Genomic DNA, 13,487 nt, shown 5'->3' on the forward strand with positions numbered 1-13,487 from the left:
TTGCTTATTTTGAGGCTACATATATAGTTGCCACCCCTAAGGTCTGAGGTTTGTTCTCTACACGTATAAACCCCGTTTTCTTCAAAATATTGTTGAAAGCCTCACCAAATGGAAAAACGGCAGCAGATTCTGATAGGTATTTGTAGGCAACTTTATCTTTAGAAAATAGTTTGCCAATAGTAGGTAAAATGTATCTGCTGTATAATTGGTAGCCTTGTTTAAAAGGAAATTTAGTGGGTACGGAAGTCTCAAGAACCACAAAAGTTCCGCCTGGTTTTAAAACCCTATTAATTTCGGTAAGGCCTTTTTCTAGATTTTCAAAATTTCTAACACCAAAGGCAACGGTAATGGCGTCAAAAGTGTTGGCTTCAAACGGAAGGTTCTCGCTATCTCCAAGCACCATTTCTATAGTTTGGTCTAGCTTTTTTTCCGTTACCTTTTCCTTACCAACAGCAAGCATTCCAGGAGATATATCTAGCCCAATAATTTGTTTTGCTCCGGTTCTATTAAGGTTAATGGCCAAATCGCCGGTCCCGGTAGCTATGTCCAATATTTTTTCAGGATTGGTCCCGGCCAAGATTTTAACAACTTTATTACGCCATTTTACGTCTATACCCAAAGAAATAACTCGGTTTAAGCCATCATAGTTCTTAGAAATGGTGTCGAACATCTGGGTTACTTGGGCTTTCTTGCCTAAATCACTATCCTTGTACGGATTTACGTGCTGCGCCATAAAACAATTTTATTGGCAAAGATACGATAACGGAACCTAGGTAGCAGATAAGTTATTTGCAATAATAAATTGATTACTTTTGCTGCCATAAAAGAATTAAATCCTTGGGATAAAGTGTTTTGTAAACCAACCCAAAAGAACTTTCCCATAAAACTTAGATTTTTTAATTAGAAGATAGGTAATGAAAATAATCATTGCAGGTGCTGGTGAGGTAGGATTTCATTTGGCAAAATTGTTGTCTTATGAGTCACAAGAAATAACGTTGATAGATACAGATAAGGAAAGTCTGGGTTATGCAGATACGCATCTGGATATTAGGGTGCTACGCGGAGATGCAACCTCTGTAGAGGTTCTGCAAGATGCCAAGGTAGAAGCTTCGGATTTGGTAATTGGTGTTACCGCATCTGAGACCACAAACATTACGCTTTGTATGCTGGCCAAGCAATTAGGTTGTAAGCAGACTATTGCTAGAATTTCCAACACAGAGTTTATATATAATCAAGATATTCTTCGCTTTAACGAGCTTGGTATAGACGAATTAATTTCTCCAGAACAGCTAGCTGCTTCGGAAATTCAGTTGTTGTTGAATAAGTCAGCTTTTAGTGATACTTATGAGTTTGAAGATGGATTACTGACCATGGTAGGGGTGTTTTTGCCTAAGAGCGCCCCATTTGTGGGTAAATCGGTTAAAGAGGCAGCTCGGGTTTTTCCAGAATTACATTTTATGCCCATTGCCTTGCAGCGTATGGGAACCCAATATACACTTATACCACGTGGTGATACTGTTTTTAAGGAAGGAGACCAAGTTTATTTTGTCACCTGTCAAAACGGGGTAGAAGAGCTGTTAAAGCTTACTGGGATGCAAAAGCGTGAAATAAAAAATGTGATGATTCTTGGCGGTAGTAAAGTTGGCTTTAAAACAGCTAGAGATCTTTGTTCTAAGAAATTCAACGTTAAGATTTTTGAAAAGAATAAAGAAAAAGCAATGGATTTGGCAGAGAATCTGCCCAATGCCTTGGTAATTAATGGTGATGGCCGCAATGTAGAATTATTGGAAGAAGAAAGCTTGGAATCCATGGATGCTTTTGTATCCGTTACCGGTAATTCTGAAACTAATATTATGTCTTGTTTGGTGGCAAAATCCAAGGGTATTAAAAAAACCATTGCCTTGGTAGAAAACATGGATTATTTTCAATTGTCCCAGTCCATTGGTATAGATACCTTAATTAATAAAAAACTTTTAGCGGCCAATAATATATTCAGATTTGTGCGTAGGGGAGAGGTATTGGCCTTAACTAGATTGAACAACTTAAATGCGGAGCTGTTGGAGTTTGAGGTAAAACCCGGCTCTTATGTTAATGGTGAAGTAATAAAAGAATTAGATTTTCCAAGGGAAGCCATAATAGGTGGGGTAATTAGAAAAGGAGAAGGTATAATTGCTTTAGGAGATTTTAGAATAACCACAGGAGATAAGGTGGTGGTTTGTGCGTTACCAAAGGCAATTGCCAAAATAGAAAAGCTGTTTTTATAATGCGATTCAATTTTAGGATCATTTTACACATAATGGGGCTATTGCTGTTGTGCAATGGTTCTTTTATGCTTTTGGCCGGTATTGTTAGCGGTGTCTATAAAGATGGCGCAACCATGGAAATTCTTTCTGCGGCCATAGTTACTATGCTTGTTGGCGTTATGGCCATGTTTTATACCAGGGGTCATAGAAAAGAAGTAAAGAAAAAAGAAGGGTATCTAATTGTTACTTTTGGATGGCTTATCATGTCTATTTCAGGGATATTGCCATATGTTTTTTCGGGATCCATCCCTTCTTTGACAGATGCATTTTTTGAAACCATTTCTGGCTATACCACAACGGGTTCTTCTATTTTAAACGACATTGAAGTTCTACCAGAAGGTATTCTGCTTTGGCGTAGTCTTACCCATTGGATAGGGGGTATGGGTATAATTGTATTGGCAATTGCCATTTTGCCGTTATTGGGTATTGGTGGTATGCAGTTATTTTCTGCTGAGGCTCCCGGTCCGGGCGGAGACAAGTTACATCCTAGAATTACAGATACGGCAAAGCGATTGTGGTATATTTACGTAGGATATACCTTGGCGGAGACCTTATTGCTTTGGGCAGCGGGAATGACCTTTTTTGATGCAATTAACCACGCATTGGCCACTCTGAGTACTGGTGGTTTTTCTACTAAAAATGCCAGTGTAGCTTTCTACAACTATAGCCCGGTGATACAGTACATCATAATCGTTTTTATGTTCTTGGCGGGTACTAATTTTGTAATGAGTTACTTTGCTTTTACGGGCAAAATTCAACGGGTATTACAGGATGAAGAATTTAGGGTGTACACAATTTTTACTATAAGTTTTACTTTGATTTCTGGTTTTATAGTATGGTTGCAGGCAGATGTGCCTGTCTCTGACTACCATCCTATGGTTTGGGGCGAAGCGGAAAGCGCTTTTAGGCACTCACTTTTTCAAGTAGTGGCTATAATTACAACTACTGGATTTGTTACCGCGGATTTTACCAATTGGACTCCTTTTTTAACGGTATTCTTTTTTGGTTTAATGTTTTTGGGTGGTTGTGCTGGTTCTACTTCTGGTGGAATCAAAGTAATGCGCCACCTTCTAATTATCAAAAACGGTTTGTTGGAGTTTAAACGGTCCTTGCATACCAATGCTATTATTCCTGTTCGGTTTAACAACAAATCCGTGAGCGAACATATTGTATACAATATAATTGGCTTCTTTGTACTCTATATGCTACTGTTTATAATAGGAGCCTTAGTGTTAAGTTATTTAGGATTGGATTTTGAATCGGCAATAGGTGGTTCTGCTTCCTCACTGGGTAATGTAGGTCCGGCCTTGGGCGATTTAAATCCAGTGGTTAATTTTAGTGAGCTACCAGATGTGGGTAAGTTGTGGTGCTGTTTTCTAATGTTATTAGGACGGCTAGAATTATTCACCGTCCTAATAATATTTGTACCTTATTTCTGGAAAAAGGTTTAAAGCTATAAAACGGCTTTGATCCTAGCTACGGCTTCTTTAATTTCATCTACGCTGGCAGCATAGGAAATACGAATACCGTTTGGGTTTCCAAAGGCATCTCCGGTAACGGTTGCCACGTTTGCATGCTCTAAAATGTACATGGCAAAATCCGAAGCGTTGTTAATTTTTGTTCCATTCAGCTCTTTTCCAAAATAACTTGAAATGTTTGGGAACACATAGAACGCTCCGTCTGGTTCGTTACATTCAAAACCAGGAATGTCATTTAAAAGTTCAAGAATTAATTTTCTTCTATTCTTAAACTCATCTACCATATATTGGATGCGTTCTGGGCTTTCTTCTAAAGCTGTAATTACCGCACGTTGGGCAATACAATTAGCGCCACTGGTAACTTGTCCTTGTAGTTTGTTACAAGCCCTAGCAATGTAACTTGGTGCGCCAATGTAACCAATTCTCCAGCCGGTCATGGCAAATGCCTTTGCAACCCCGTTCACTGTCACGGTTCGGTCATACATGTCTTCAAATTGCGCCATAGATGCGTGCGCTGTTACACCGTAATTAATGTGCTCGTAAATTTCATCACTTACCACTATAATTTGTGGATGTTTTTGTAAAACATCGGCCAGTGCACGTAGCTCTTCTTTACTATATATAGACCCACTTGGGTTACAAGGAGAGCTGTACCAAATCATTTTGGTTTTTGGGGTTATGGCATCCTCTAGTTGCTCGGGAGTCATTTTAAAATTAGAAGCTATGGTAGTGGGTACCTCTACCGGCACCCCGTCTGCAAGCTTAACAATATCGCTATAGCTAACCCAATAAGGACAAGGTAAAATAACCTCGTCTCCTTTGTTTAATACTGCTTGTGCAACATTGTAAAGCGATTGTTTGGCGCCCGTGGAAACAACTATTTGGGCAGGCTCGTAAGAGAGGCCATTATCTCTTTTGAATTTAGTAATAATAGCTTGCTTTAAATCAGCATAACCATCTACTGGAGTGTAGGAGTTGTAATTTTGGTCTATTGCCGCTTTAGCTGCTTCTTTAATATAGTCTGGAGTATTAAAATCTGGTTCTCCAAGGCTTAATCCTATTACGTCTTTTCCTTCAGCCCTTAAAGATCTTGCCTTTGCCGCCATCTCTAAAGTTGCCGATGGCACTAAGCTGTTAATCCTGTCTGATAGTTGCTGGTTGCTCATGAATTTATCCGTTTACTAATATTGTAAAGTAGGTTCTTTACCTAACTCTTTTAAATGTTTAAAGTGCGAAATTATAGCTTTTCTCGTGGTTTGGTATTCGTTGTACGGCAAATTGAATTCTGAAGCGGTCTCTTTCACAATTTTGGCAATATTTGTGTAATGTATATGGCTAATGTTTGGGAAAATGTGGTGCTCTACCTGGTGGTTTAGGCCTCCGGTAAACCAGTTAATGATTTTATTTTTAGTTCCAAAATTAACCGTAGTGAACAATTGGTGTATGGCCCAGGTATTTTTCATGTTACCTGTTTCATCCGGTAGTGGTGTTTCTGCTTCTTCTACTATGTGTGCTAACTGAAAAACCACACTTAAAATTAAGCCAGCGGTATAATGCATTACAAAAAAGCCAATTAAAACATGCCACCAAGGAATATCAAAAAATAGTATGGGCAATAAAATCCAGATGGTAAAATATAAGGCTTTGGTAATGGCAAGGGTGCTCCAGTTTAAAACTGGGTTAGGCAATTTGCCATAAGACAATTTTCTCTTGGTATAGCTATACATTTGTTTAAAATCTGTTGTAATAGCCCAATTAAAGGTAAGTAGCCCATACAATAAAATGCTGTACCAATGTTGAAATTTATGGTGTTTTTTCCATTCAGCATGTTCAGAAAAACGTAAGATTCTACCAGCTTCCATGTCTTCATCGTGTTCGTGGATATTGGTATACGTATGGTGTAAAACATTATGTTGTACTTGCCAATTGTATACATTACCGGCTAAGAGGTACATGCTGCTACCCATAATTTTGTTAACCCAACTTTTTTGGCTGTAAGAACCATGATTGGCATCGTGCATAACATTCATACCTACACCGGCCATTCCTACTCCCATAACAATGGTAAGTAAAAACTGCGCCCAAGTGGGTAGGTTTAAGGATAGCATTAAAAAGTAGGGAGTTAAAAATATGGCAAACATGATTAATGTTTTAAGGTGAAGTTGCCAATTCCCCGTTTTTTTTAATTTATGTTCTTTAAAATATTGATTAACGCGTTTGTTTAGTGTTCTAAAAAAGTTAGCGGCGTCCCTGCGGGGGAAACGTATTAAATCTTTCTGCATAATATTGTTTTAGGATACCTATAGTTCTATACTTTCTTAAGTACATGTATCCAATTTTAAGTGCTTAAAAATACTACTTTTGCGCCAAAATAATTCTTGTTTGCATGAAAGCCGATATCATTTATAAATATTTTACGAAACTCACGGACAATCAAAAAGCAAAGTTTGAGCGGTTAGAGGAATTGTATAAGGATTGGAATCAGAAGATAAATGTGGTATCCCGTAAAGATATAGATGAGCTGTATTTAAGGCACGTGCTACATTCCCTTGGTATTGTAAAGGTTCAAGAGTTTAAAGATGGTGCTGAAATTATAGATGTTGGTACTGGCGGAGGCTTTCCGGGTATACCTTTAGCAATTATGTTTCCCAATGTTAAATTTACATTGGTAGATGCCATAGGTAAAAAGATAAAGGTTGTTCAAGAGGTGGTAGATGGGCTTGGATTGACCAATGTTACTGCCCATCATACTAGAGTAGAAGATTTGCCCGGTCAGTTTGATTTTATAGTGAGCAGGGCGGTAGCTGCTATGCCAACTTTTGTGCATTGGACCAAAGGTAAAATCAAAAAAGATTCTGTTCATGACCGTAGAAATGGCATCCTTTACTTGAAAGGTGGTGATTTGACCGAAGAATTAAAAGGTTACCGTAACATTGAAGAATTTAATCTAAGTGCTTTTTTTGACGAAGACTTTTTCGAAACAAAAAAAGTAGTTTATCTACCTCAAAAGTATAACGGCAAATAATTTAGTTTACGGGTTTAGGTGCTAATTGGCCTCCAATATAAGTACCGTGCTTATCTTCTACACCATAGCCAACCTCTTGCAGGGTAAATGTTGCCGCATCTGCTCCAGTTATTAGTTGGTCCTTGTAGTAAACATTTTCTTTGTCTTTACCATACCAAACCCCTACAATCTCAAAGTTTTCACTATCTACGTTCTTTAAGGGTTTTCCTGCAAAGTAAATATGTTCACCAGATTTTAAATATTCTTTATTTAATAAGCGGGTCCTTTTAGTAGTGTTGGCTTTTATAGTAGTTATTGGGGATGTAGCCGTGGTGTCTCCCGGTTGATTTAAATAATAAATATGCTCATTGTCATAAGCATAGTAACTGTCTTTAAAGACATCAAAAGTTTCTAGTTTTGTTAATGGTAAAGTATGGAAATTACCATTTATATGTGCAAAAGCAGAATTTTTGTCTTTACTGTAGTGCTCATTTAAGTGTGTAAAACTATCAAAGTCTACATTAACCAGTGTATTCCGATAAAAATAATGTTCTTTATCCTTTGCCCAATCTATCTCATAATATGAAAAACTGTCTGGTTTGGCGCTATCAATAATCGTAGCGGTATATTCTGTGCCGGCAGATGTTTCGGTGTTGGTAAATGTGTAAACATGTTTATCGTCAAACCCAATATAGTAGTTCAAGTATCCCTCTTTAGCGTAAAATTTTTCGATGGAAACAGTATTGGGGTCAATAGGATTGGCAAAATAATAAATTTGGTTATGGTCTTTGCTCAAGTAAGGATTAAGTACCTCAAAGGATGCTACATCTACATTCATTGGGGTTTTCCCGAGCGCAAACCAATTACCTTGACGGCTCCAAATAACTCCTGTTTTGTTTTTGTTGTAATAATGGTTTTTAGAAATTTCTGGATTTACCGGTTTGCCAATAGGACTACAGCTATTGAGTAAAAAAGTAAAGGGATAAAGCGTTAAGCCTAAGATAAAATTACCGATACGTTTTTTCATGATGGTGCAATTAATCTAATTAGTAACGATGCAAATTAGAAAAGATTGCAATTAAAAATACCCCTGAAAACGGGGTATTCATCAATTATTGTTGGCTCCAAGGCGGGGTAACATTGTTAGATCTGGCATAAGCAATTAGTTGGCCTTTATGTTCCCCTGCGTGCTCTAAGATTATTAGCAAACCAGCAAGTCTATTAAACTTTGCAAAACCAAAATCTACCTCTGAACCAAAATTTTCTGCCTTTTCCTCTGTGATTTTGGACAATATAAATTCGTTGGATTTTTTTAATGCAGCTAGTACGTTCTCTTTTCCCTTTATATTTACCTCCATAGTCATAAAATCGGTATCTGCAGGTGGCGTATAACCCAATTTAGTGGCTAAAAAATAATTGGCGGCAGCTACATGTAAAATAGATTCTCTAACTGAGCGTATGCCTTCTGCTGGTTTCCAATCATACTGCTCTTCTTCAAAAGCACTTGCTAATTGTTCTACTTGGTCTTGAACCCTGTACAGCATGCCTTTTAGGGTTTCTTGTACAAGTTGGGTCTCATTACTTGCTAGGGCAATAGTAGTTGATTTGGCTGGTATATTCTGTGCCGTAGCAAAAAGGCATAACATGCTAATGGAAATTACAATTGCGTTTTTCATAGTGGTAAATTGTTAGTTTCTAGATTTATTAGGGAAAGTTAACAATTAAACCAATAGCCTATTTAATTTAGGTGAATTTAATTATTTGAATATTAATGAAATAGGTTGTAATAATAAGAAGTGCGATATTTTTCCGCAAATACTTTTATATAGTCCCAAATATCTTCAAATTTCAATTTCATCTTAATCCAAAATCTTTCTACTGCATCCTTCATAATCAATACGTTTAAAGTTCTAAGTTCTGTAAATAACATTTAAAACACAATTAATTAACGTTAAATTTACATAGAATAGTATTTGGTTGATGGTAAATAATGAAAAAGCCCTGCATTTGCAGGGCTTCTCAGTAAATTCTATTTAGTTTTTTTCTAACCTAGAAATGGATATCTGTAGTCTGTTGGCGTTACAAAAGTCTCTTTAATAAGTCTTGGAGAAACCCAGCGTAATAGATTTTGAGCAGAACCAGCCTTGTCATTGGTTCCAGATGCCCTTGCGCCGCCAAATGGTTGCTGACCTACAACGGCACCAGTTGGTTTGTCATTAATATAAAAGTTACCTGCACTGTTTTGTAGTGCTTTTGTAGCTTCGTCAATGGCATAACGATCTTTTGAAAGAACTGCCCCCGTCAAAGCATATATAGAGGTGTTGTCTACTAATTTAAGCGTGTTGCTCCAATCTTGGTCTTCATAAACATAAACGGTAACCACTGGTCCAAACAATTCTGTTTCCATGGTTTCGTAATGTGGGTTTGTAGTCAAGATTACAGTTGGTTCTACAAAATAGCCTACACTTTTATCATAGTTTCCACCAGCCACTATTTCTGCTTCAGAACTTGCTTTAGCTTGATCAATAAACTTAGCTAGCTTGTCAAAAGAGCCTTCATGTATAACCGCTGTGATAAAATTGCTCATATCTTCCGGTGAACCTGGTTTGTTAAAGCTTTCCAAATCGGCTTTTACATAATCCAATATAGTATTGGCGGTAGATTTAGGTAAATATACCCTAGAAGCAGCACTACATTTTTGTCCTTGAAATTCAAAGGCACCACGGGTAATAGCTGTTGCTACCTGTTTTGCATCTGCAGACGGGTGTGCAATTATAAAGTCTTTACCTCCGGTCTCGCCTACTATTCTAGGATACGTTCTGTATTTATCAATATTGTTTCCAATTTGCTTCCAAAGGCTTTTGAATACATGGGTAGAACCGGTAAAATGAAGACCAGAAAAGTCTGGGCTAGCTAGGGCCGTATCAGAAACCATTACAGGATCACCCATTACCATATTGATGACACCGTCTGGTAACCCAGCTTCTTTAAATACATCCATTATTATTTTGGCTGAATATACTTGACTATCACTTGGCTTCCAAAGCACAACATTGCCCATCATAGCAGCGCTTGCTGGTAAATTACCAGCTATTGCCGTAAAGTTAAAAGGGGTAATTGCATATATAAAACCTTCTAGGGGTCTATACTCTACTCGATTCCATAAACCTTCGGCAGATTCTGGCTGCTCCTGGTAAATTTGACTCATAAATTCAACATTGAATTTTAAGAAGTCAATCAATTCACATGCGGCATCTATTTCAGCTTGATGAATCGTTTTGGATTGCGCAATCATAGTTGCTGCATTTATTTTTGCCCTGTACGGACCGGCAATTAAATCTGCGGCTTTCAAGAAAATGGCAGCTCTTTGCTCCCAAGTTAAATTAGCCCATTTTTCTCTTGCATCTAAGCTGTTTTGAATTGCCTTTTCTATGTGGGCCTTTGTTGCTTTATGGAAAGTACCAACAACGTGTTTATGGTCGTGTGGCGGGGACATGGTTTGGGTGTCGCCCGTATATATTTCTTCGCTACCAATATATAATGGCACCTCTACCTTACTATCAAAAAATGCTTTGTATTGCTTTAAAACTGCTTCACGCTCAGGACTTCCTGGGGCATAACTTTTAACAGGTTCGTTTATAGCTGTAGGAACTTGAAAGAATCCTTTACCCATAGTTGTTGTAATTAGAATTTATGATTACAACAAAGGTAACAAAAGGGTTATGGTTTGTGAAATATAAACCTAATTAGTTCATGGCGAAAGGAGCGGCGAACTTAAAGGTAGGTACTTCTGCCTCAAAGGTTTCGCCAGAAACCAATTCTATTAAGGTATAAAAACCTTTCATGGCGCCTATAGGTGAAGCTAATAAGCAGCCACTACTGTAGGAATGTGTTTTGCCAGGTAAGATTACCGGTTTTTTGCCTATAACACCTTCACCGTCTACCGTTTCTATGTCTTTAAGCGCATCAAAAATATCCCAATGTCTGGTTATTAATTGAACGGATGCGTTGGTTTGGTTTTCTATGGAAATGGTATAGCCAAATGCGTAATGCATTTTGTAATTTTTAAAGAAAGTTCCCTCAAAAGAAGTTTCTACAGAAATTTTAATACCATTGGTAACCTGAGTAATCATACTTTAATATGTAATAGCGCTTCCAGTAAATAAAAGCACAATGCTTATAGTTGCTAAAAATAAAAATACCGTGTTCAGAAACAAGTACTTTATAATTGTTTTAAGAACTCCTTGGCTGTAGAATTTTCTCATGGCCTGAAACAGGTATATGGAGAACAATGTTACGAACAACCACATACTGCTGGTGCCAAAAATCCAATCTATTAGCCAGCTAAGGATGAGCAAGATAAACATTAAGGATTGGTTATGGAAACTAAAGATTAAATGATCGGTATAGGTATAATTTTTTCGGATGTAAGCTAGTTTAATGAAGACCGTAAATATGGGCATAAAGAAGAATATCACAAATGGTAGCTTACCAATGGTGTCGTTGATCCAGTAGTCTGGTTCTGCTAAGGCACGTAAAAAACTTCTGGAACCGTTGAAGGCCATTTTGGTGCTCCAGTTATCTTTTGCACCATATTTTTGTTTGGCCTGATTAAAACTTTTTAAAGAGTCTCTTTTTATCATGGCCATGAAAAACTCCATTTTGTCTGTAAAACTTGGGTCGTTAGCTTGTAATTCTGAATAGTACTTTTTAGGATTGTTTACCATTATAGAATCGGAAAGCCGTTCTTTCTCTATTATTTTGTCTAGGTTTTGGGTAATGGAATCTAATGTTTCTAAACCTTTAATACGATCCGCATTAAATTGATGAGTAGTGTCTGCCATGGAAATGGAAACTGCCTCTGTTTCTGAAATTCGAATGGAATCTAATTTTTTGAACTTTTCTGAATCCGCAAAACTAAATCCGTTTTCAATGTTCATTTGGTTTTCCAAATCTAGGTCCAAAAAGCTATCATAATTGCTATTTAGGTTAACTAGAATAAAATAGATAAAGGCTAAGCTTAATAAAAATCTAAAGGGGTTGGTATAAGCTATTCTTTTGCCGGCAATATAATCTTTAGTTATACTACCGGGTTTAAGGAGCATAACGTAAAGGGTTCGTATTAGTTTGGAATCGTAATTTATGACGCTGGATAAAAATTCATTTACAAAATCTTTAAGTGTCAATTTTTTGGTGCTATTGGCCTGGGAGCAATTGGGGCAATATTTATCGCTAATGTCCAATGGGTGGCCACAATTTAGGCAACTAACCCCACGATATTTTAATTGGTAGCGTCCCCTATTTACTGGCCAATTTTCTTGTTTCATTTTTTAGGTTGGTTTGCACCCTAAAGATAACTAATTGGTGATAGTTTCTGAGTTGGTATTGCCAATTCCTATTAAACTATCATAAACGTCTCCAAAATTTCTAAAATACACCAATATTAAATAGTTGTTTTCGGTAAAATGGAAATCACCACTAATGAAATTGGGTTCAACGGAACCGTCTTCTTTTACCATTACATATTTATAGTTGTAAAAACCTTGCTTAAAGGGATAGGCTAATTCAAAATAGCCTGTTTCTTCATTGTAGGCCATTTTATTTTCTTCGGTCAGGTCATAATTGTTGAACTTGCCGGTAACGTATATACTGTTAAGTCCAAGTTCAGCGGTGTAAGGAAGTTTAAAGTGCACAAGGGTATATTCTGCTTCTCTAGAAACATCGGAGCCCTGTAATGTTCTAATTTGAAAATCGCCATTTATGTCCGGGAAGTAGGTATATTTTTGGTCCTTTCTCAATTGATTGGCAAATAGATAATGATGATAGACATCTGTATATTCTATCCTAGAAATGGCAAATGTAGGGGAGCGTAGGTCTTTGGTGTCAAAATTCAAATATTCGTTGCCACCATAAAATGATGCTTCTTGGTCATATTTATAAACCAATTCGTTTCCTAAGGTAAATTGAGGTTTAAGAGTATTAATACTAGTGTTCCACTGATAATTCTGTATAATATTTGTTTTTATTTGCTCTTTTGGATTAACCACCTTTACGTTAGAAGTGTTAATGGTAAATTGAATTACTTGTTTGGTGTTTAGGTAATTAAAATCCCTTGACCTTTTTACTGTGGCACTTACTGCGGCTTTGTTTTCATAGATTAAAAAACGTCTGCTAAATTGTATGTCGCCGGTGCTATTATAAATTTCTAGCATATAATTTCCGCTTACTTTAAAGGAAACTTCATCGTTGGGAAGCGTTAAAGTGTAGTTGCTGTAAGGTTGTAGGGTATTGTAGCTATTTTCGTAATTTATGATTCGTTGGTTGTCCGCTCCATTTAAATATTGTGATTTTAATAGTTGGGAAGGGGTCCAATCGTAATCGCAATGTGTTATTTTGTAGTAGTAATCTTGTTCGCTTGCCGTAAGGTCGTCAAATGTTAGATTTATGCTTTCTCCCAACTGTATTATTGGGAATTGGTCCTGGGTTGGCCCAACAAAAACAATGCTTTTTATAAAATCTGGCGGATTAACCTCTAGTTGTTCTTGGGCAAAACTTTTGAAGATTACTAAAAATAGGGCAAATTGTTTGATCAAAACACGCATAAATAGCAATAATTTTAGGTAAAGGTAAACAAAAAGTGTGCCTAGGTATATCTAATCGATGTCTGGTCAAATTTCTGGTTAAATTTTATCGGAATTGTTC

Annotated in this window: 13 protein-coding genes; 3 read left to right on the forward strand and 10 right to left on the reverse strand. The window is 37.0% G+C overall.

What is annotated here, in order from left to right; all coding sequences use genetic code 11:
* Positions 1-4 precede the first annotated feature (4 nt).
* Positions 5-733, reverse strand: a complete 729-nt coding sequence (gene ubiE, locus BUL40_RS04790; protein ID WP_080318285.1) for a bifunctional demethylmenaquinone methyltransferase/2-methoxy-6-polyprenyl-1,4-benzoquinol methylase UbiE — start codon at positions 731-733, stop codon at positions 5-7.
* Positions 734-914: 181 nt separating this feature from the next.
* Here ubiE and trkA point away from each other — a divergent pair, with 181 nt between their 5' ends.
* A complete protein-coding gene (gene trkA, locus BUL40_RS04795; RefSeq protein ID WP_010519174.1) occupies positions 915-2,264 on the forward strand; it encodes a Trk system potassium transporter TrkA in 1,350 nt (449 codons plus the stop codon).
* Positions 2,264-3,754, forward strand: coding sequence for a TrkH family potassium uptake protein (locus BUL40_RS04800; RefSeq protein WP_029511536.1), 1,491 nt, complete (start codon positions 2,264-2,266; stop codon positions 3,752-3,754). The genes trkA and BUL40_RS04800 overlap by 1 nt, the downstream gene beginning before the upstream one ends.
* A 2-nt stretch (positions 3,755-3,756) precedes the next feature.
* Here the strand turns inward: BUL40_RS04800 and BUL40_RS04805 are convergent, their stop codons facing one another.
* Together BUL40_RS04805 and BUL40_RS04810 are read right to left on the reverse strand one after the other, a co-directional pair.
* Entirely contained in the window at positions 3,757-4,947 is a 1,191-nt protein-coding gene (locus tag BUL40_RS04805) for a pyridoxal phosphate-dependent aminotransferase (protein ID WP_010519176.1), read from the reverse strand.
* A gap of 15 nt (positions 4,948-4,962) precedes the next feature.
* On the reverse strand, positions 4,963-6,063 hold the full coding sequence (locus BUL40_RS04810) for a fatty acid desaturase family protein (protein ID WP_010519177.1): 1,101 nt from the start codon (positions 6,061-6,063) through the stop codon (positions 4,963-4,965).
* Positions 6,064-6,167: 104 nt separating this feature from the next.
* Here BUL40_RS04810 and rsmG point away from each other — a divergent pair, with 104 nt between their 5' ends.
* Positions 6,168-6,806, forward strand: a complete 639-nt coding sequence (gene rsmG / locus BUL40_RS04815) for a 16S rRNA (guanine(527)-N(7))-methyltransferase RsmG (protein ID WP_010519178.1) — start codon at positions 6,168-6,170, stop codon at positions 6,804-6,806.
* Position 6,807: 1 nt separating this feature from the next.
* Here rsmG and BUL40_RS04820 read toward each other — a convergent pair whose 3' ends face one another.
* The 7 genes from BUL40_RS04820 to BUL40_RS04845 form a co-directional block, all read right to left on the reverse strand.
* Complete coding sequence (locus tag BUL40_RS04820; protein ID WP_010519179.1) at positions 6,808-7,812, reverse strand: DKNYY domain-containing protein; 1,005 nt, start codon at positions 7,810-7,812, stop codon at positions 6,808-6,810.
* 85 nt (positions 7,813-7,897) lie between these two features.
* Positions 7,898-8,461, reverse strand: coding sequence for a DinB family protein (locus BUL40_RS04825; RefSeq protein ID WP_010519180.1), 564 nt, complete (start codon positions 8,459-8,461; stop codon positions 7,898-7,900).
* A gap of 92 nt (positions 8,462-8,553) precedes the next feature.
* Complete coding sequence (locus BUL40_RS15885) at positions 8,554-8,676, reverse strand: hypothetical protein (protein ID WP_262485912.1); 123 nt, start codon at positions 8,674-8,676, stop codon at positions 8,554-8,556.
* A gap of 153 nt (positions 8,677-8,829) precedes the next feature.
* Positions 8,830-10,458 carry an L-glutamate gamma-semialdehyde dehydrogenase gene (pruA, locus tag BUL40_RS04830; protein ID WP_010519181.1) on the reverse strand — a complete coding sequence of 543 codons (1,629 nt, stop codon included), beginning with the start codon at positions 10,456-10,458 and terminating at the stop codon, positions 8,830-8,832.
* Between the two features lie 73 nt (positions 10,459-10,531).
* A complete protein-coding gene (gene apaG / locus BUL40_RS04835) occupies positions 10,532-10,918 on the reverse strand; it encodes a Co2+/Mg2+ efflux protein ApaG (RefSeq protein WP_010519182.1) in 387 nt (128 codons plus the stop codon).
* Between the two features lie 3 nt (positions 10,919-10,921).
* A complete protein-coding gene (locus BUL40_RS04840; protein ID WP_080318286.1) occupies positions 10,922-12,112 on the reverse strand; it encodes a DUF3667 domain-containing protein in 1,191 nt (396 codons plus the stop codon).
* A 30-nt stretch (positions 12,113-12,142) separates the two neighbouring features.
* Positions 12,143-13,387: a type IX secretion system plug protein gene (locus BUL40_RS04845; RefSeq protein ID WP_080318287.1), complete on the reverse strand. Its 1,245-nt coding sequence runs from the start codon at positions 13,385-13,387 to the stop codon at positions 12,143-12,145.
* Between the last annotated feature and the right edge of the window lie 100 nt (positions 13,388-13,487).

It is taken from the genome of Croceivirga radicis (assembly GCF_002072105.2).
Classification (GTDB): domain Bacteria; phylum Bacteroidota; class Bacteroidia; order Flavobacteriales; family Flavobacteriaceae; genus Croceivirga; species Croceivirga radicis.